We start from the raw sequence: 18,428 nt of genomic DNA on the forward strand, positions 1-18,428 counted from the left end.
CGCAGTTATCCACAGCTGGGCCACCTAGCCAGAATTAGGTAGTGCGGTAGCAAGGCCATCCGGCCTATCCTGAATGATCGGGCTCGGTGCTGACCAACAAAATCACTGCACTCTAAACCCCGAAGGTCCCGATAAGGGCGGGATAGTCGTTGGAGACATTGCCCACGGCCTTATCAGCCTTCCGCGCCGAAAAGTCCTCCAGCCCGGTCGGCGCTAGCAGCGAAGCGGCCTCCTCCGGAGAACCCGTGGCCCACGTGCGCACTTCCTCTTCCCCGAGGAAGCGGGGCAACCTATCGTGCAACCACTCCATCTCCGGGGTGGCAGCCGTTGTCACGATGGTTGCAGAAAGCCGCTCAAGACCCTCGTCCCACAGCCCAGCCGCCCACAGCAGCCCTTCACCTCTGGTTACGTAGTAAGGGGCCTTGCCCGTGCCGTCATCATGCCATTCGTAATAGCCGTTCATGGGAATGAGGCAACGCTGTGCCTTGAAGGCGGCACGAAAAGAAGGCTTGGAACGCACGGTTTCTGCGCGGGCATTAAAAAGCGGTGGGCCCGACTCATCCTTCTTCCATCCCGGCAGCAAGCCCCAGCGCGCGGGATCGACCTGTGCCAGTTCCTCGCGCAAGCGCACAGCGGGCACAACCTGGGTGGGAGCAATGTTAAAGCGCGGGCCGGGTATGCCTTGTGGGGCATGCACCTCGCCCACGCCAGGCAGGTTGCCAACCTCAGTAAGCAAGGACTCGGTGAACAAAACAAATCTTCCGCACATGCCCCCTATTATGGACTACATGCCTATTTCTTGGACCGCACCGCAAGCATCCGAACCGCTGCATTGGGAAACCAGCATTCCCGGTTCAAAGTCCATCACCAACCGCGCCTATGTGCTCGCCGCACTCGCCGATTCCCCCTCTATCCTGCACAATCCGCTCGAGTCGCGCGATACTCGCCTCATGGAAGAAGCCCTCTCAGCTATGGGCATAGGGTTTTCCCACTCCGGTCCCACCGTCACCGTTACTCCGGGCCCATTGCACGGGGCCGACGTCGACTGCGGCCTGGCAGGCACGGTCATGCGATTCCTTCCTCCTGTGGCGGCTTTGGCGCAAGGCCCGGTGCACATGGACGGCGATGAGCAAGCGCGTAGCCGGCCTATGCACACCACCGTGCAAGCATTGCGCGACCTCGGCGTCGAGGTAGAGGGAGATACCCTGCCGCTGACTATCGTCTCGCAGTGTACCCCTGAGGGCGGTGAGGTTACCGTGGACGCTTCTGCATCTTCCCAATTCGTATCGGGACTCCTACTCAGCGGCGCGCGCTACCGCCAGGGCATAACCGTGACTCACCGCGGCGCGGCGCTTCCTTCCCTGCCTCACATTGAGATGACCGTGGAGATGCTGCGTGAAGCCGGAGTCACGGTCCACGAAGGCGAAAACTCTTGGAGGGTAGAGCCAGGCGCTATAGCCGGCAGACAGTGGCAGATTGAGCCCGATCTCTCCAACGCCACGCCCTTCCTCGCCGCAGCCGTAGTAGCAGGAGGCGAAGTCACCATCGCTGATTGGCCAGCCCGCACCACGCAGCCGGGTGACGCCATTCGCCCAATCCTCGAAGATATGGGCGTTAAAGTCACTCTAGAAGGTTCCAAGCTTTCGGTCTTAGCGCCCGTTGGCGCGCGCTTAAGCTGCATTGAGCGTGACTTGGGGGACGTCGGCGAGCTCACCCCCACCATCGCTGCTCTGTGCGCACTGGCGGACAGCCCTTCGCGTCTCACGGGCATCGCGCACCTACGCGGCCACGAGACGGACCGCCTGGCGGCCTTGGCCTCTAACCTCAATGGCTTGGGAGGCAAAGTCACCGAGCTTGGCGACGGCCTCTATATCGAACCGGCTACCTTGCACGGCGGGCCGTGGAAGGCGTTGGCGGATCACCGCATGGCCACCGCAGGCGCGATCATTGGGCTGCGTGTGCCAGGCGTCGAAGTCGATGATATTGCTTGCACCGCAAAAACGCTCCCAGAGTTCGAGTCCATGTGGGAGAACATGCTTCATGGCTAGAAGTTCCCGCAGTTTCGATGAGTCCGACGTCCGTGTCCGCCCAGGCAAGGGCTCTCGCCCGCGCACCAAAGACCGTCCCAGCCATAAGAACGCCAAGTTCGGGATGGTCATCACCAAGGATCGCGGACGGTGGGGCGTAGCCCTCGATGACGGACCCGTCGTCGTAGCCATGCGCGCCCGCGAGATGGGTCGCACCGCCGTTGAGGTGGGAGATCGCGTCGGCGTCGTCGGCGATACCTCGGGGCGCGAGGGCACATTGGCAAGGATCGTACGCCTTGAGGATCGGACCTCCGTCCTGCGCCGCACCGCCGATGACACTGATCCTTATGAACGCATCGTGGTGGCAAATGCGGATCAAATGCTCATCGTTACTGCCGTTGCAGATCCTCCGCCACGCTCCGGGTTTGTCGAACGCGCGCTCATCGCCGCCTTCGTGGGCAACGTGCGCCCGATCCTTTGCCTGACCAAGACAGACTTGACCGATCCCAGCCCTTTTGCGGCAGAATTCGCGGATCTTGATGTTCCCGTAGTCAACGCGGGTGTGGATGACACTCTCGATGCCGTCCATGCCATCATCGATGGCCATATCACCGCTTTCATCGGGCACTCCGGGGTAGGCAAGTCCACTTTGGTCAATCGGCTTATTCCCGATGCACATCGCGAGACCGGCGAGGTCTCTGCGGTGGGCAAAGGCCGGCACACCTCAACGCAGTCCGTGGCGCTGCGTTTGCCGGAGGATGCCGGCTGGCTCATAGATACCCCGGGCATCCGTTCTTTCGGTTTGGCGCATGTCGACGCCGATACTGTGATCGGCGTCTTCGGAGATCTGGCCGAGGCCACCCGGGAATGCCCACGTGGCTGCACGCACCTGGGCCCCCCTGCCGATCCAGAGTGCGGGCTCGATGATCCCCGCCTCATCGCCCCCGATTCCGCCTCCGCGCGCAGGCGTGACGCCGTGCGCAAGCTGTTGGTTGCGCTGCGCAGCAACGTGGATTGGGAAAGCTAGAGAAGCTCCACCAAGAAGGGCAGCTCAGAGGGATCGTAGAAAGCCATGAAGTTGTCGAGGGCATCTCCAACGGCTAGTTCCGCGTCCTCATCGCCGAGATCTGCGGTGTCGATGACCTCAATGGCCTTGCTCGTTGCCGCCTCTGATTCCTCGATGTCGACGTGGATCGCTGCGACATCCTCGGTGCTGAACACAGCTGGGTCGAGCTTGACCACGGGCTCGCCCATTTCTGGCTGCGGCTTGATGGCGCCCTGGTCTATGTCTACTGAGATGACGACGCGGCGGTGGGGAAAGTCAGCCTCATCCCCGATGGCCAACAGCCGCAACGAGGCCATCGAAGCCTCCAAGAATGCGGAATAGGCAATCTCTTCCTCATCGCCGTCCGTATAAAACTCGCGCAGGGCCGGGGTTAACATGAACCCCCACCCGGAGCGCGCAGCCACGCTGCCCGTCTCCGCGAGTTCACGCAGCATGGCAAAGGTAGCGGGCACGTAGACGCGTTCCTTGGCCACTAGAACTCGCCCTCGATATCGAATACGGCCTGGATTTCCACGCTGGTGCGGTCAAAGACGGTGTAAAGCATGCCGATCATGCCAAACTCGACGGCGGCGCGGACGTTGAGGATTGAATCATCCACCATCACGCAGTCATTCAAAGGAAGCTCGAGCGCATCAGCGGCAGCGCGGAAGGCGCCGATTTCAGGCTTTTCCGACCCGATCTCCCCGGATAGGATGACCGCGTCGACGATGCCGCGATACTCCCATTCGCGGATATGCTCCGCCTGGGGGCCGCCGGCATCATTGGACAAGATCGCAGTGGCCACGCCGTTGGCCTTTGCTGCGGCGAAGAGGTTCCGCCAACGCTTCGTGTCTTCTTCAGTGCCATCGAGCACGCCGACATAATCGACGATGAGACCGCGCATCTACTATTCCTTTAGGGTTGTGGTACGAATTTACGTTGGTGAGTATAGCTAAGTCCCCCGTAATTTGCGCCCATCCCTCACAGCTAATTCCCAGACGCTGCGCTTGGCGATGTCCCGTGGCACAATCAGTACTCACCATGTACCAGCCCATACCCGGATTTGCCCACCTCAAGCTGTACCGCGCCCCCGATGAAGTGCGCTATGAACGCGTGCCCGCTGCCGCGGATATTATCGCGCGTGATTCTATCCGCGAGCTCGTCACCATAGCAGTGGAAGTCGCAGCCGGCCTGCGGTCTCTTCAGCACCTGCGCCGAGATCACTTCGACGAGGCCATAGGGCTTCACCTGCGTCTGTGGAAGAAAGCGCACGGCATCGACTCAGGCGCTGCCAGCGGAGAATTACTCAGCCTGCACGCGCGTTCCCACGGCGAGTACTTTGGCAGCGCCCGCATTGCACATCGGCGCCACGCCTTTACCGGATCCGCAACAAACGGAAAGCTCCTCACCTTCCGGCTTCTTTAGATGAGTGAGCCCAGTGCGGTAAGGATGGAAGTCCAGTCGAGCGAACCCCACACGGAGGCAATAGCCGCCGTGGCCGCCGCTGTGCCTCCAAAGACCGCGGCGAGCGGGCCAAAGAAAGACTCCGGCACCGCAGGCGCATTCTCGCCGCCTTGGGCCGTGGTCTGGCTCTCTTGGCCTGGTTCCTGAGTGCAGGGCTTGTCGGCGCTGCCGCCAAGGTCCTGAGCCCGGTCTAGGGCGGCTGCATAGTCTGGGAAACCCTGCGGGAACTGCTCTGCTGCGGGGTTAGCACCCGCCGCCGGCGTTGGCGCCTGGGCAGCATTAGACGGATGCAGACCCGGCTGTGCGCTGACGCGCAGTTTCAAAAACTCGGAGCTGAGCGCCCCAAGGTAATCCAAGACCTGCTTTTCGCTAGGACCGGCGGTTCTTTGCGGCGCCTTGACGCTCTCCGCGCTAAGAGCCCACGGATACTCCGTCAGGGCTTGGGTCTTATTCGCTGGACCCTGGGCACTGCGAATAGCGTTTGCTACACGCTCTTCCCCGAAATAGAAGTCAAAGGCGTGCTGCAGCTGCTGTGGGCTTAAGACTCCAAACTCAGACAGCGCACCTTTGCGCTCTTGAGCGATGTTATAGACTTCCTCCGCCGCCGAACCCCAAGCGTGAGTCTGCGACCGATCATAGGAAACGCGGCAGGAGTCTTCGCCTTCATTATGCGGCTCATAGGCCAAGGCCGGCGCTGGGCCACTAAGAAGTGTGGCCATGGCCAAGACCGAGAAGCCTAGGCGGAAAGAAGGGATACGCACGCGCAAACTACACCTATGAGAGAGGGACGATGTTTAACTTGCTCCCTATCCTAGACTACTTTCCTCCAAAACCTAAGCCCTAGAGGAAAGCCGCCAGGCTAGGCCTCGACCGTGCCTTCGCCGTTAGCAGCGGATCCGCTCTGCGCTGCCTTCTGCGCGTCTTCCTGCGCCTTAAACTGCTTACGGAGCATGAAGAGCTGGCGGACGGTTTCTTCCTTGATGGCGTCATTCATGGCATTGAACATGTCGCCGCCCTCTTTCTGGTACTCCACCAAGGGGTCACGCTGCGCCATGGCACGCAGGCCGATGCCCTCTTTGAGGTAGTCCATCTCGTAGAGGTGTTCGCGCCACTTCTGGTCGATGATGGGCAGGATAACCATACGCTCAGTGGCACGCATCTGGTCCTCGCCGCCGATAGCCTCGACAGCTTCCTCCAGTTTGTCGTACTCGGACTGCGCATCCGCCACGAGCGCCTCACGCAGCTGCTCGGCGCTGAGCTCGCCGGGCGAGCCGTATTCAGAACCATCAACCACGGACTGCGGGGTCATCGTAGGACCATAGAGTGCCTTGAGCGCGTTCCACAGCTCCTCGAGGTTCCAATCCTCGACGTATCCGGTCTCCGTAGCCGCATCGACATAAGCCGAGACCGTGTCGGTGATCATCGAACGAATATTGTCTTTGATGTCTCCGGCATCCAAGATGGAGTAGCGCTCGCGGTAGACCACCTTGCGCTGCTCGTTGAGCACCTCGTCATACTTCAACACGTTCTTGCGCATTTCAAAGTTCTGGTTCTCAACCTGAGCCTGAGCACCCTTGATGGAGTTGGACACCATCTTGGCCTCGATAGGAACATCATCCGGAACGTTGAGGCGGTTCATCATCTGTTCCATCGATTGCCCAACGAAGCGAACCATCAGCTCATCACGCATGGAGAGGTAGAAGCGGGTCTCGCCCGGATCTCCCTGACGTCCCGTACGTCCACGCAGCTGGTTATCAATACGGCGAGACTCATGGCGTTCAGTACCGAGCACGTAGAGACCGCCGGCCTCTCGGACCTGATCTCCCAAGCGCTGTGAGCGCTCCTTTTCCTGTGCGATCTCCGCATCCCAGGCTTCCTGGTACTTCTCTTCGTCCTCGAAAGGATCAAGCCCCCGCTCGCGCAGCTTCTCATCCAAGATGACTTCGGTATTTCCACCCAGCACGATATCCGTACCGCGGCCTGCCATGTTGGTAGCCACAGTGACGGTGCCAGGGCGGCCGGCGCGGGCGATGATCTGACCTTCTTCTTCGTGGTGCTTAGCGTTGAGCACCGAGTGCTTGATTCCCCGCTTATTCAGCAGCTGGGAGAGGTACTCGGAGCGTTCCACTGAGGTGGTGCCTACAAGCACTGGCTGGTTGTTCTCCACATGCTCGGCAATATCATCGACCACAGCGGCGAACTTGGCCTCTTGAGTCTTGTAGATGCGATCCGAGTGATCCTCACGCTGATTGGGCTTGTTGGTGGGGATAGAAACCACGTCAAGGCCGTAGATGGAGTGCAGCTCGGCAGCCTCCGTCTCGGCGGTACCGGTCATGCCGGAAATCTTGTCATAGAGGCGGAAGTAGTTCTGCAAGGTGACGGTAGCCAGGGTCTGGTTCTCGTTCTTGATCTCGACCTGCTCCTTGGCCTCAATGGCTTGGTGCATGCCCTCGTTGTAGCGACGGCCGGCGAGGATACGTCCGGTAAAGGAGTCAACGATCATAACTTCACCGTTGCGCACGATGTAGTCCTTATCGCGCACGAAGAGCTCTTTGGCCTTAAGTGCGTTGTTAAGATAGGACACCAACTGCGAGTGCTCAGGGGCATAGAGGTTATCAATGCCAAGTTGGTCTTCGACGTATTCAACGCCGTCCTCCAAGACACCGATGGTGCGCTTTTTATGATCCACTTCGTAGTGGATGCCCTCACGCATGCGCGGGGCTAGCTGCGCGAATACTCCATAGAACTGGGAAGATCCATCCACAGGTCCGGAGATAATAAGAGGGGTACGTGCCTCATCAATAAGGATGGAGTCTACCTCGTCCACGATGCAGTAGTTATGGCCGCGCTGGACGATGTCCGCCAAGGAACGGACCATGTTATCGCGCAGGTAGTCAAAGCCCAGCTCGTTATTGGTTCCATAAGTGATGTCGCAGTCATAGGCCTCTTTGCGCTGCGCCGGGCGCATCTCGGAGAGAATGACGCCGACGGAAAGACCCAACCAGCGGTGGACACGTCCCATCATCTCGGCGTCACGCCGGGCCAGGTAGTCATTGACCGTGACGATGTGGACGCCATTGCCCTCTAGGGCGTTGAGATAAGCGGGAAGCAGCGAGGTAAGGGTCTTGCCCTCACCGGTGCGCATCTCGGCAACGTTGCCAAAGTGCAACGCCGCACCACCCATAATCTGCACCTTGTAGTGCTTTTGTCCGAGGACACGCCACGCGGCCTCCCGCACGGTTGCGAAAGCTTCAAGAAGGATGTCATTCATGCTCTCCTTGCCGGCGAGACGCTCCTTGAACTCCTCAGTCTTAGCCTTGAGTTCATCATCGGTCAGAGCCGCGTACTCGTCTTCGAGAGCGATAACATCATCAGCCATCTTCGCCAGGCGCTTGACGGTGCGTCCTTCGCCGGCGCGGAGCAGCTTGGAAAGTCCAAACACTTCTAGATAGTCCTTCTTGTCGCATCAATATTGGGTAACTCTCGAACATTGTACTCACTTCCTCAGCTTTATCTTATTCCGGCCAGTGTTTTTCCCTGCCCGAGAGACAAGCAACTCACTGCAGTCTGCAGCCCTGGCTGTAGACCACGTCAAAACGCAGTAACCGCCCTCCCCGGCAATGCGGGAAGGGCGGAAGACTAGGCCAATTAGGCTTCAGCGCTCCCAGAAAGGGAGATGATGCCGTAGTCGAAGGCGTGGCGACGGTAGACAACGGAGGGCTTGCCGGTCTCCTCGTTGACGAAGAGGAAGAAATCATGGCCCACCAGCTCCATCTCACTCAGGGCCTCATCCACGCTCATGGGCGTAGCTGGGTGCTCCTTGGAGCGGACAATCTGGCCGGGGCGAACATCCTCGACGGTCTCAGCATAGGGATCCACGTAGCGCTCGGCAGCTGCGCGATCCTGCTCGGCTTCCGCCACGATCTGTGCGGAAAGCTCGCCGGTTCCCTTGCGTGCACGGTGGCCCGACTTAACGAATTCGCGGCGGACCTTAACCTTGCGCAGGGAGCGTTCCATCTTGCCCAAAGCGGTTTCAAGGGCAGCGTAGAAAGAATCTTCCTTGGCCTCGGCACGGGCAATGTGGCCCTTACCGGTGGCAGTGATCTGGATACGATCAGACTCGGCATCACGGCGCGGGTTCGGCTCGTGCTGCAACTCCACATGGAAGAAAGTCAGAGTCGGATCGAGGCGTTCAATCTTGGCCAGCTTTTCAGAGACTCGCTCTTGGAAGTGATCAGGAACGTCGACGTTGCGTCCTGTGATGGTGACCTGAGCATTGTTGGGCTGGGACATTGAATTGCCTCCCTGTAGTAGTGGGGACTCGAATGAGTGCACATTCTGTAGCTTCGGTGACTTGAGGGTCAAGTGCGGATTCTCACCCCCCATCAAAGGGGGTGGCGTATTAACTCCCAATCACAGCGACTACTTCCCTGTGACACTTTTCATCTTAGCAGTGGTCATAACCTAAGCACACAAGGGGGGATACCTTAAGCGTCCGCGAGCACGAGCACTCCACACACGAGCGCTCCCGACGTCTGCAGAGCGGCAATCGCCGCCGCTACGGTGGCGCCGGTGGTAATAACGTCGTCGACAAGCAGGACATTGTGCCCACACATATCGTGGGGGTGGTGCGCCCCGCCCCCGTGGCTGCCACTCGGGCTAAACCTGACTGCGCCATGCATGTTTGCCCACCGCCCCTCCCCCGTCAGTGTGGACTGATCTGCAGCGGAGCCTGCCAAGACCAAGCATTCCGCCACCTCTACGCCCGGCAAGCGCACAGCCGCGTGGTGGCACAGCGCCGCCACTGGATCCCCGCCTCTTTTGCGTGCCGAACGCACCCGCGTCGGAGCAGGAACGAGGTCAAGCCCCAGGCCTGCTGGAATATCCCCACGCGCCTGCAGGAAAGATATCGCAGCCGCCAACACTGCCCCCGCATGCGCCCGCACTGCCCGGTTATCGTGCTCCTTCATCGCCACGATGAGATTGCGACGCACCTCGGAATAGGCCCCCAACGCCCACACCGGCGCTCCCAAGGGGCGCGGCCGGTCAACCGGATAAGGCACCTGCCTCAAGTGCCTGCGACACTGCACGCACAGAACCTCTCCCGGGGCAAAGCAACCAGCGCACTGCCGAGGAACAAGAAGCTCCCCGAATGCCCATGTCCGTGCCGACAAACCCTGCATACGCTTGTGCGCAGGGCTGGTATTCCATCCCCACATCGCTTGCCTTACCTCCCTTCTCCCCCCCTGGGTCTAGTTGGCGATGATAGGTGAAGAACGCTTTCCTTGCAGACCGGGAACCTCGCGCCAATAACTACTGTCACTGCCAACCGCGGGCATCTCCAACATGGCGCGGGAATCCGTGACGTAGAGCGTCGACGGGGAGGCCGCGACCGCAACAACTGGGGCTGAGATGTTTCCTGAAGGCATAGTCGACGAAGCAGAACCATCCTGTTCGATGCGCCACACAGGCGAGTTTCTCGAGGAGGTTCCCACCAGCAGCGATCCGTCAGATTGCCAGTCCAGTGACAAAGCTGAGCCATTGAGTTCGGGGGCTACCTCGTGCACGTTGACGATGCGATGCTTGCCGTTGGTCGCGCGCGTCACCACCCCCGTATAAACGTATCCGCCAATGATCATCGCAATGCGAGCGCCGGTGTTGGAAAGGCGAATGACTGAGATTTCCCCGTTGATGCCGTCCACCTCGCTAGAATCCACCGCGGCATCTGTGATCTGCCCAGTGGCGGAGGAACGCACCACGCGCACAATTCGCTCGCCGTCTTCCACCGTCCATGCAGCTTGACCGTTGAGCTCAAAGGTGGGGCGCGCGAGAGTCTTGGCCGACAAAGCCGTGCCCAACTCGCCGGTGGTCTCCCCCATGGCGAATTCGAATTCGTCCGGGGACTTCTTGCGCACGGCAGCGACAATGCCCCCGGCGCTGACGTCCGCGGATTGAATGTCCCCGACCGTCCCGGCGGAGCCGGAAACCGGCTGTACCGCAGTTGCCTTCACTGACCACAGCGAGCCCTCATACAGGACGAAGAGGGAGGATACCGATGTCGGAGATTCCTGCGGATTGAACTCCGCGAATTCATCGGTGGACATGATGTCGAGGCCCTCGACCAAGGGGCTGCCATCTGCCGTGGCTCTAAACTCTTGGCCCATGCCGGCGTTGTTCAAGGTCCATACTAACTGTGCCGCGAATTTGGTCTTGTCTTCCTGGCTCATCGCCGTCATCCCGCTGAAGCGATACTCGCCGTCTTCGACGCCCAAGAAAGTGGCCGTCTCTGGCAGCAGCGAAGAGGTCGCCGGCTTGAGATCTGCATTAGGCCCCTCGATAAGCAAGGTCACCAGCTCAGTGTCCATGGGATCTTGACCGCTATAGAGCCAGCGCCTGTCCGAAATTAAAGCCTTGCGCGACTGCTCGTAGAAATACAGGGACTGCGGCTGATAGCGGTTGCGCAGCTCGTTGCGCTCGATGACGGCTCCGGAGGGAAGATCTGTGATGCGCCACTCGCCTGAAATCTGCTGCAGCGTCATGCGAGCCTCGTAACCGGCATTCTCCGGCGAATAGGCGCCACCACTGTTGAGTGAGCCAATGATGTTTCCACGCACGCTGTATTCAATCTGGCCCGCGTCGACGTGCACGGTGTTGAGATCGATGGAATCGACCACCAGGATCGATTCCGTGGGATCCCAGGACTCCGAAATAGCCGGATCCATAAAGCTACGTGCCGCCTCATAATCACCCGAAGGGATCGCGGTGGCAGTAAAGAAGTCACGCAACAATAAATCCGGCTCTTGGCCAGCCTTCGGCCCTAGGAAAGGGCTTTCGTCGCCGCTATGCGCCTCGAAGCTGCCGATAACCTGCGGGTCAGTATTATGCGGCAAGGTAGAACAGGCAACACAACCAAAAAGAGCCAGGGCGCTGCCTAGTGCCGCAGCCTTGCGAAAACTTCTCATTGCCGGTTTCACTGTTCTCATTGCTGCGCCTCCCGTCCCGCCTCATCGCCGTGGGAACCAGCCTCTGGTGACTTCTTATCCACAGCCACCTGGCTGCTATAGGACTGAGCACCCGGGGTCTCTGGCTTCACAAACTTCGAACGCGGCGAAGGCTCAACGCCACTGACTAAACGCTTTTCACGCTCCGAAGGCCACACAATGCCATCCCCGTGGATGGCGGATGCGCCCTGTTCATAAGACGCGGAAGACGGTGTCGCCCCAGGGGCGGAGGTCTCCTCCCCCACAGAATGAGGGCGGTGGCTTTCAGCCTGGTTTGCTTGCGCTGCGCCGGATTCTTCCGATTCCTCCACAGCATGCGGAACCTCGAGAGCAATTGGCTCCTTTTCGATCCGCGTGTTGGGAACGCGCGGCAAGATGAGGCGGAAGCGCGAGCCGACGCCGAGGTAGCCAATGGCGTCTAGGGTGCCGCCATGCAAGGCCACATCCTCGCGGGCAATTGCCAACCCCAAACCCGTTCCTCCGGAATGGCGCTTGCGGGAGGCATCTGCCCGCCAGAAGCGGTTGAATACCAGCTCCTCCTGGCCCTTCTTGAGCCCGACACCGTGATCGGTAACGGCAATGCCGACCGCTTCGTCGGTGGCCACCATGTCCACGGTGACCGGATTTCCCTCCGAGTGATCGATGGCGTTGGCCAGCAGGTTACGCAATACGCGCTCGATACGGCGCGAATCGCCCTCGATGGTTACCGGCTCCTCGGGCATGTTGATGCGCACTTCGACGTCGAGCTCATCCGCAAGGTGGGCCACTTGGCTCGAAGCGGCGTGCACGCAGGAGCGCACGTCTAGCGAGGTACTGGAAAGATCGGCCACACCCGCATCGTGGCGAGAGATCTCCAGAAGATCTGCGAGCAGCTCCTCGAATCGATCGAGCTCACGGGTCATGAGCTCAGCAGCGCGGCGAGTATGCGGCTCCAAGGAATCGGCGTCCGCCGCAATCATGTCGGCGGCCATACGCACGGTGGTCAAGGGAGTGCGCAACTCGTGAGAGACGTCGGAAGTGAATTGGCGCTGCAGATCTCCATACTCCTCGAGCTGGGTAATCTGCTTGGAAAGGGTGTCCGCCATGTCATTGAAAGAAGAAGCCAAACGGCCCATCTCATCGTCCGTGTCTACCACCATGCGCTCGCGCAGGTGACCTGCGGCCAGACGTTGAGCAATGCGAGACGCGGAACGAATGGGGGCAATGGCCTGCTGCGTGGCCAGCCACGCAATGCCAACCAAGAGCACCACGACAACCACGCCTGCTGCTGATAACAGCCCACGCATCAACGCCATCGTTGACTCTTCCGATTCCATCGAAAGAACGAGGTAGACCTGGGTTCCTGGAATGTCCGATTCAGTAGGCGTCCCCACCACCAAGGCGTTGTAGCTTTGACCATCCGCCCGATCTACGGACGTATACTGCTGCGCGAGCTGGCCCTGATCCACCAACGCCCGAAGATTCTCCGGCACGTGGTAGCCCTCCGGCGAAGTGGTCACGCTGCCGTCCTCGTTGTCGACGACAATGACCGGCTCGTAGACCGCCTGCGTATCGACGGGCTGGGCCGACATTTGCCCCAGTGCCGCACGCGCGGAGTTGATACGCACCTGCACGGAATTGGCAGTACCGGTGGCATTGATTTGCTGTTCGACGGCGACTCGAGCGCGATCGAGCTCCTGCCTGGCTACGTCTTCTTTCTGCCCCACGAGGCGTTGGGTCAGAACGGAGATCAAGGCATAGGCCAAGATCACCATGACAACAGTAGAGGCGATAAGGATCATGCCGATGACCCTGGCCTGCAAGGAAGTGCGCCAGGCATCTAATGCGGCATCTTTCAGGCGCCGAATTCTTTGAAGAATGATCTACAACCGCCTACTCGCCCGCGTCAGTCTTCCCGGTTTTATAGCCAACTCCGCGGACCGTGAGCACAATCTGCGGGTCTTCCGGATCGCGTTCGATCTTGGCGCGCAGACGCTGCACGTGCACATTAACTAGGCGCGTATCGGAGGCATGGCGATAGCCCCACACGGACTCCAACAGGGCTTCACGGGTATGAACCTGCCCCGGTTTGCGCGCCATCTCCAAAAGGAGATCGAACTCAAGGGGGGTGAGAGAGATTTCCTCGCCGTTGCGCCGAGTGACAGTGTGCTCTGGCACATCGATGACTAGGTCACCGACCTCAATGAGCTCGTTCGAGGTAGACGCCGTTCGCCGCAGGCGAGCACGAATGCGGGCGATAAGCTCCTTCGGCTTGAAAGGCTTGGTGATGTAATCATCAGCACCTGACTCTAAGCCCAAGACCACGTCCACCGTATCCGTCTTGGCGGTGAGCATGACGATGGGGACGGAGGACTGACTGCGAATCGCGCGGCAGATATCCACGCCGTTCATGCCAGGCAACATCAGGTCGAGCAAAATGAGATCCGGCTCGTGGGCCTCAAACGCGGGGACCGCGTCATTGCCATCCGTGACGGCAAAGGGCACGAAGCCCTCAGATTCCAACACGATGGTCAGCATTTCTGAGATCGCTGGGTCATCATCAACAACAAGAATCTTTGGGGCCACTATCTACACTCCTAGGCGGTCTTTTAAGGCTCTGACAATCATATCCACTTCAGCAGTAGCGATCCACTGCCCCGCCCAGTCCGCCTGCGCTAAGCGCCGATAGGCGGCAGCCGTGCGGGATTGCAGGTTGCTGTCCTTTTCATACTGATCACGCTCGCGCGTGTCATCAGCGGCCTCGCGTCCACGAGCACGGGAAGCCGCGAGCTCAACGTCTGTATCGAGGAAGATTTGCAGGTCTGGCTTCGGCAGACCCAAACGCCCATATTCGAGGTCATAGACCCAATCCGCCACGCCATCATCACCCAGACGGGCCATAGAATAGGCGGCATTCGAGGCCACGTAGCGGTCCAGGATGAGCAGACCCGAGCTTTCAGCGGCCTGCAGCAACTTTTCTTTGGCACCGTAACGATCCAGCGCAAAAAGTGTTGCCATGGCATAGGCCGAATCAACCATGTCCCCCATGTGTCCGTAGAGGGCCTCCCGCGCCAGCTGGGCGTGAATAGACTCCTCATAGCGAGGAAATGCGAGGACGGAGACCTCCACCTCCAGCTCTTCTTGCAGGCGATGGACGAGGGTGTTCTTTCCCGCGCCGTCAATTCCTTCAATACTTAACAACATGGGTGCGAACTCTCTCCCAACTCGATACGGATGCCCCTCAAGACTTTAGGACACAGCCTCAATGAATGCCTCGAGATCGTAATCCTCCTCGACGCCCTCCAAGAGCTCGAGGGCTGCCTCATTAAGGCTCTCCGTGCCGGAGCCAGCCAACTGCCTAATAAATGGATAGGCGGACACTACCTCGCCTGCACTAAAAGGCGCACCGGCCCAAATGGCAGCGATGGTCGCAGCGGCCAGGGCATTTGCCTGCTCCTCTGCGGAAACGTTCTCAGTGCCGATACCCAGCGCGCAGGCATCAACGATGGCCTCGACGATATCTTCATCATCAAGATTCGACAGTTCTTCGAGGAAATCAACGTTGTCCTCCTGGGTCAAGATGGCCTCATCCCAGCTGCTCATATCAAGCTCCTTACCTCTCCAGCTCACGACTGGGTTTTATCTTACTTAGTGTCAACATTTGTGTATAAACCCCTCATAAACCACTATGAAACCCGCCGAACGTCCTTGCCCATTCGCATCACTAAGCGAAGATGGTAGTGTCGTTATCAAGTTGTTACCGAAGGAAAGGAAAACAGTGAATTCTGAGGCACGTCGCGTCTACGCCTTCATCGGCGCTGGATTGATCGTTGCCGTCTTCGTCGGCATCGGTGTGTGGCGGCTCGGCAGCCCGGAATCCCCCACCTCCTCGAATGAGGCCTTGGTTACTAACGTCGCCACCACGGAAAGCACCACTTCCGGTCAGGCTCCCACCTCCTCTAAGCCTCGCGAGCAGACTTCCTCGCGCGAGCAAGATCGTGAGGAAGAGCGAATCAACGCCCTCCCCGACGATCCTTTCCTCGCCCCGAACGCCGTGGTAAATCCTCCACAGCGCAGCACCGGCCCTACTGCTTTCTATCGCCCAGATAATCTCTCGACCCAAAACTGGCAGTCCTCGGAACCAACCGTCTTGGCTGAACCTACGGACCTAGAGCCGACTGGAACCACCAGCCCATCCGAGACTTCTGAGCCGGAAACCCCGCAGCAAGAAAACTCAACGAGCGAGCAGACCTCCACTCCCCCTAACAATGGCTCTAACAACCAAGGCGGGGAAGCTACCTCGCCTCAGCAACCGGGCAACCCCTCCCAACCCGAAATACCGGGACTGCCGGGGCTTCCTGACCTGCCCACAATTCCCGGCGCAGCAGGCCAACCGAACTCCTCTGAAACCAACACTCCTGATGAGCCCCAAGAGCTCGGTGAGTCTGCCCAATCACAGGCCGGCGCTGAAGAACCCGCGCCTCAGCCCAGCCGAGAGCCAAATAACTTCGGTGATCCCTTCGGCTCCAAGGGCGCGTTCTTCCAGCCTTGGAATCTCTTCCCCAACTCCCAATAAGAGCTGAGAAAGAGCTTCCGTCCTCCCCTTGCCCCCACTAAACGCGGGCGACGAATACCTCCGCCTTGCCACCATTTACCGCGGAAATCGACACCGTAGCCTCGGAGGCTGGCAGCCAGATGGCCTTGCTCGGGGCGATCTGCAGGGTCTTGCCGTTTATGTCGCGGGCTTGCGCCTCACCCCCAGTGCACAAAACGATCGCAGGACCATCGAAGTCTAGGTCCACCGAGTCCGTCCCCTTCAGCTCTACGCGATCGATGATGAACTCTTCAATGGGAACTGGGTAGGACCACACGGCGGCACCGTGCACATTGGCTTGGGCGGACTTGTCTACCTGCTCGACGCGCGGATCCTTGGCAGCCTTGTAGGTCAGGACCTTCACCAGCTCCGGAACATCCACGAACTTGGGGGTCAGGCCGCCGCGCAGCACGTTATCGGAATTGGCCATGATTTCCACGCCTAGTCCGGAGACATAGGCATGCAGCTCGCCTGCATTGAGATAGGCGGCCTCACCAGGCTGTAGCTGCACATGGTTAAGCAGCAGTGCACCAAGGACTCCAATATCCCCGGGGTACTGCTCATTGAGGCGAATAACGGTAGACATGACCACCGAGCGCCAATCCTCCCGAGGCAGACGCGCGACGAGATCCTCGCCGGACGCTATTACAGCGGCGATGAGCTCCTTGCGGTTGGAGGAGGGAATAGTAATCCACGTGGTAAAGAGCGCGCGCAGATTATCGGACTCAGCCTCGGGCCTGTCATCGAGCATGCCTAGGTAGTGGTCGAGGGCGGAGCAGGACAGGCCGTCAAAAAGTTCGCGAGTGCGCACGAGCGGGCGGAACCCAGCCATGGCGTAGAAAGGCGTGAGCGCGACGATGAGCTCTGGCTTGTGGTTATCGTCCTTGTAATTACGGTTGCTGGCCTGCAGGGAAATGCCGAGGCGGTTCTCACGCTCGAAGCCCTCCTCCGCTTGAGCCTTCGAAGGGTGCGCCTGCAGCGACAGTGGTTCGGCCGCGGCCAGAATCTTCAACAGGAAAGGCAGGCGCTCGCCGTAGCGCTTTTCGACGCGGCGTCCTAGACTGTCCTGGGGATCCGCAGCGATCACGGCGTCAAGGCGCTGGCCGTCCACGGAAGAAGGATCAGCCGGATGGGCGCCGTACCACAGCTCAGCTACCGGCTTATCGGAAGAATCCTTGCCTTGCAGGTGTGGGATGAGGGCTTTTGAACCCCAAGAGTAGTTTCGAGTCGCGCTGTCCAGAAGCTGCATTGCTTTGTCCTTTAGTTAATGTCGTAGGCGGTCGCGGCATAACTCCGCGTGATTAGCTGCAAGGCACGAGCCAGATCCCCGAGACCGGGCTCCGGGTCCGCACTATTGACGGCTAAAGAGTGGGACAGGTTCGCCTCGTCCTGTACCCACAAGACAACTTTCAAGGGTACCAAAGCCCCCTGCCCTTGAGCACTGTCTAGGAAGGGATCAAAGAAGAGATCTTCATTAACATTGTCCCCGCCGGTATTTCTGCGCTCGAGGACCTGCGGAAGTTCCTCCGCTGCAACGAAGGTTCCGCCCAGCCCGCGCGTTGCCCACACGCTCGCCGCCATGCGTGCAACGAGGCAGCCCATATCAACTCGCTGGCGTTGCGAGGAATAGGCATGTGGGTCTACTCCGCAACTGTGGATGACAAGGCAGCCTTCGACGAACTCGCGCAGCTGCCGCCCCGGATTGGTGGTGGAATCACTCTCTGGGGACAGGAGCACCAGCTCCCGGTCGACGGCGCTGGCCACTTCCTCGAGCCTGCGAGCGATAAACTCGCAGTCACCCTCGAGCACTTCGACGATGGCGTACAGAGCCGCGATGCACCGAGCCGGCGAGGGGCCTGCTGCAGTAGGCAGCGTGGGAGCGACAACAGTGCTGGCCGGCACGTCATCGACTAGAGGGCCACTGCTCGGGCCGATGAAAATGGTGCTTGCCCCACGCTTATCGGCACTGATGAGAGCCTGAGAAGCCCAATCGCATTCACCTTTGTCCCCCACCACGACCACAATGTCGAGAGCACCGACAAACTGCGGAAGGGCCTCGGCAACGACGATGGGAACTCGCAAGGGCTCTGCGAGCCCGACGACGAAGTCCGCAGCGGCCCGCGCTACCTGCTCGGTCGCCAAGATAACCACCGACCGCGGACGCATTCCGCTAATGGGCCGCAATGCCTCGAGGGAGTTGGCTAAGAGCCGAATCTGGCTCCCCTCGTGCGCAACATCGAAAAAACGCACGGTTTCAGCGTCATATGCGGAGCCATCGTAGTATCCGTTGTCCATATCTTCGAGCATAGTCTGGTGCC

Annotated in this window: 18 protein-coding genes; 4 read left to right on the forward strand and 14 right to left on the reverse strand. The window is 59.7% G+C overall.

Annotated elements, in window-relative coordinates; genetic code table 11:
* Positions 1-112: 112 nt before the first annotated feature.
* Positions 113-769: an SOS response-associated peptidase gene (locus tag B2696_RS03435; RefSeq protein WP_286953900.1), complete on the reverse strand. Its 657-nt coding sequence runs from the start codon at positions 767-769 to the stop codon at positions 113-115.
* On the opposite strand from B2696_RS03435, the gene aroA reads away from it, so the two are divergent.
* Together aroA and rsgA are read left to right on the forward strand one after the other, a co-directional pair.
* Positions 768-2,048: a 3-phosphoshikimate 1-carboxyvinyltransferase gene (gene aroA / locus B2696_RS03440; RefSeq protein ID WP_286953903.1), complete on the forward strand. Its 1,281-nt coding sequence runs from the start codon at positions 768-770 to the stop codon at positions 2,046-2,048. The genes B2696_RS03435 and aroA overlap by 2 nt on opposite strands.
* Complete coding sequence (gene rsgA / locus B2696_RS03445; RefSeq protein WP_276621578.1) at positions 2,041-3,054, forward strand: ribosome small subunit-dependent GTPase A; 1,014 nt, start codon at positions 2,041-2,043, stop codon at positions 3,052-3,054. Before aroA ends, rsgA begins: the two co-directional genes overlap by 8 nt.
* On the opposite strand, the gene B2696_RS03450 is transcribed toward rsgA, so the two are convergent.
* Together B2696_RS03450 and B2696_RS03455 are read right to left on the reverse strand one after the other, a co-directional pair.
* The gene (locus B2696_RS03450; protein ID WP_075729341.1) at positions 3,051-3,566 is read right to left on the reverse strand and encodes a DUF6912 family protein; all 516 of its coding nucleotides are present in this window, start codon (positions 3,564-3,566) and stop codon (positions 3,051-3,053) included. The two genes, rsgA and B2696_RS03450, sit on opposite strands and share 4 nt — an antisense overlap.
* Entirely contained in the window at positions 3,566-3,976 is a 411-nt protein-coding gene (locus B2696_RS03455; RefSeq protein WP_075729340.1) for an HAD family hydrolase, read from the reverse strand. Before B2696_RS03455 ends, B2696_RS03450 begins: the two co-directional genes overlap by 1 nt.
* 116 nt (positions 3,977-4,092) lie before the next feature.
* On the opposite strand from B2696_RS03455, the gene B2696_RS03460 reads away from it, so the two are divergent.
* The gene (locus B2696_RS03460) at positions 4,093-4,497 is read left to right on the forward strand and encodes a hypothetical protein (RefSeq protein ID WP_286953909.1); all 405 of its coding nucleotides are present in this window, start codon (positions 4,093-4,095) and stop codon (positions 4,495-4,497) included.
* On the opposite strand, the gene B2696_RS03465 is transcribed toward B2696_RS03460, so the two are convergent.
* From B2696_RS03465 to B2696_RS03505, 9 genes are all read right to left on the reverse strand, one after another.
* On the reverse strand, positions 4,494-5,297 hold the full coding sequence (locus B2696_RS03465) for a hypothetical protein (RefSeq protein WP_286953913.1): 804 nt from the start codon (positions 5,295-5,297) through the stop codon (positions 4,494-4,496). The genes B2696_RS03460 and B2696_RS03465 overlap by 4 nt on opposite strands.
* 98 nt (positions 5,298-5,395) lie before the next feature.
* Positions 5,396-7,978: a preprotein translocase subunit SecA gene (gene secA / locus B2696_RS03470; protein ID WP_276621581.1), complete on the reverse strand. Its 2,583-nt coding sequence runs from the start codon at positions 7,976-7,978 to the stop codon at positions 5,396-5,398.
* A gap of 206 nt (positions 7,979-8,184) precedes the next feature.
* Positions 8,185-8,829 carry a ribosome hibernation-promoting factor, HPF/YfiA family gene (hpf, locus tag B2696_RS03475; protein WP_286953917.1) on the reverse strand — a complete coding sequence of 215 codons (645 nt, stop codon included), beginning with the start codon at positions 8,827-8,829 and terminating at the stop codon, positions 8,185-8,187.
* A 194-nt stretch (positions 8,830-9,023) separates the two neighbouring features.
* The gene (locus B2696_RS03480) at positions 9,024-9,599 is read right to left on the reverse strand and encodes a ComF family protein (RefSeq protein ID WP_286953919.1); all 576 of its coding nucleotides are present in this window, start codon (positions 9,597-9,599) and stop codon (positions 9,024-9,026) included.
* Positions 9,600-9,788: 189 nt separating this feature from the next.
* On the reverse strand, positions 9,789-11,519 hold the full coding sequence (gene lpqB, locus B2696_RS03485; RefSeq protein ID WP_286953920.1) for an MtrAB system accessory lipoprotein LpqB: 1,731 nt from the start codon (positions 11,517-11,519) through the stop codon (positions 9,789-9,791).
* A complete protein-coding gene (mtrB, locus tag B2696_RS03490) occupies positions 11,516-13,318 on the reverse strand; it encodes an MtrAB system histidine kinase MtrB (RefSeq protein WP_376778851.1) in 1,803 nt (600 codons plus the stop codon). The genes lpqB and mtrB overlap by 4 nt, the downstream gene beginning before the upstream one ends.
* A gap of 91 nt (positions 13,319-13,409) precedes the next feature.
* On the reverse strand, positions 13,410-14,102 hold the full coding sequence (gene mtrA / locus B2696_RS03495; protein WP_075729333.1) for an MtrAB system response regulator MtrA: 693 nt from the start codon (positions 14,100-14,102) through the stop codon (positions 13,410-13,412).
* Positions 14,103-14,105: 3 nt separating this feature from the next.
* The gene (locus tag B2696_RS03500; protein ID WP_075729332.1) at positions 14,106-14,720 is read right to left on the reverse strand and encodes a dTMP kinase; all 615 of its coding nucleotides are present in this window, start codon (positions 14,718-14,720) and stop codon (positions 14,106-14,108) included.
* Positions 14,721-14,765: 45 nt separating this feature from the next.
* Positions 14,766-15,119 carry a DUF4259 domain-containing protein gene (locus tag B2696_RS03505; protein WP_075729331.1) on the reverse strand — a complete coding sequence of 118 codons (354 nt, stop codon included), beginning with the start codon at positions 15,117-15,119 and terminating at the stop codon, positions 14,766-14,768.
* Positions 15,120-15,294: 175 nt separating this feature from the next.
* Here B2696_RS03505 and B2696_RS03510 point away from each other — a divergent pair, with 175 nt between their 5' ends.
* On the forward strand, positions 15,295-16,092 hold the full coding sequence (locus B2696_RS03510; protein WP_276621588.1) for a hypothetical protein: 798 nt from the start codon (positions 15,295-15,297) through the stop codon (positions 16,090-16,092).
* Positions 16,093-16,129: 37 nt separating this feature from the next.
* On the opposite strand, the gene manA is transcribed toward B2696_RS03510, so the two are convergent.
* Positions 16,130-17,359 (reverse strand): mannose-6-phosphate isomerase, class I, encoded by a 1,230-nt coding sequence (gene manA / locus B2696_RS03515; RefSeq protein WP_276621590.1) that lies wholly within the window; start codon positions 17,357-17,359, stop codon positions 16,130-16,132.
* An 11-nt stretch (positions 17,360-17,370) separates the two neighbouring features.
* Positions 17,371-18,405, reverse strand: a complete 1,035-nt coding sequence (locus tag B2696_RS03520; RefSeq protein ID WP_286953933.1) for an exopolyphosphatase — start codon at positions 18,403-18,405, stop codon at positions 17,371-17,373.
* Positions 18,406-18,428: the final 23 nt, after the last annotated feature.

Origin of the sequence: Corynebacterium sp. UBA4397 (genome assembly GCF_002390965.1) — a bacterium.
In the GTDB taxonomy this organism is placed as follows: domain Bacteria; phylum Actinomycetota; class Actinomycetes; order Mycobacteriales; family Mycobacteriaceae; genus Corynebacterium; species Corynebacterium flavescens.

Bases quoted from the DNA above. Each gene is read 5' to 3' on its own strand.
- aroA (WP_286953903.1), top strand. From the start codon at position 768: ATGCCCCCTATTATGGACTACATGCCTATTTCTTGGACCGCACCGCAA.
- B2696_RS03435 (WP_286953900.1), bottom strand. From the start codon at position 769: ATGTGCGGAAGATTTGTTTTGTTCACCGAGTCCTTGCTTACTGAGGTT.
- rsgA (WP_276621578.1), top strand. From the start codon at position 2,041: ATGGCTAGAAGTTCCCGCAGTTTCGATGAGTCCGACGTCCGTGTCCGC.
- B2696_RS03455 (WP_075729340.1), bottom strand. From the start codon at position 3,976: ATGCGCGGTCTCATCGTCGATTATGTCGGCGTGCTCGATGGCACTGAA.
- hpf (WP_286953917.1), bottom strand. From the start codon at position 8,829: ATGTCCCAGCCCAACAATGCTCAGGTCACCATCACAGGACGCAACGTC.
- lpqB (WP_286953920.1), bottom strand. From the start codon at position 11,519: ATGAGAACAGTGAAACCGGCAATGAGAAGTTTTCGCAAGGCTGCGGCA.
- mtrB (WP_376778851.1), bottom strand. From the start codon at position 13,318: ATGATCCTTATCGCCTCTACTGTTGTCATGGTGATCTTGGCCTATGCC.
- B2696_RS03500 (WP_075729332.1), bottom strand. From the start codon at position 14,720: ATGTTGTTAAGTATTGAAGGAATTGACGGCGCGGGAAAGAACACCCTC.
- B2696_RS03505 (WP_075729331.1), bottom strand. From the start codon at position 15,119: ATGAGCAGCTGGGATGAGGCCATCTTGACCCAGGAGGACAACGTTGAT.
- manA (WP_276621590.1), bottom strand. From the start codon at position 17,359: ATGCAGCTTCTGGACAGCGCGACTCGAAACTACTCTTGGGGTTCAAAA.
- B2696_RS03520 (WP_286953933.1), bottom strand. From the start codon at position 18,405: ATGGACAACGGATACTACGATGGCTCCGCATATGACGCTGAAACCGTG.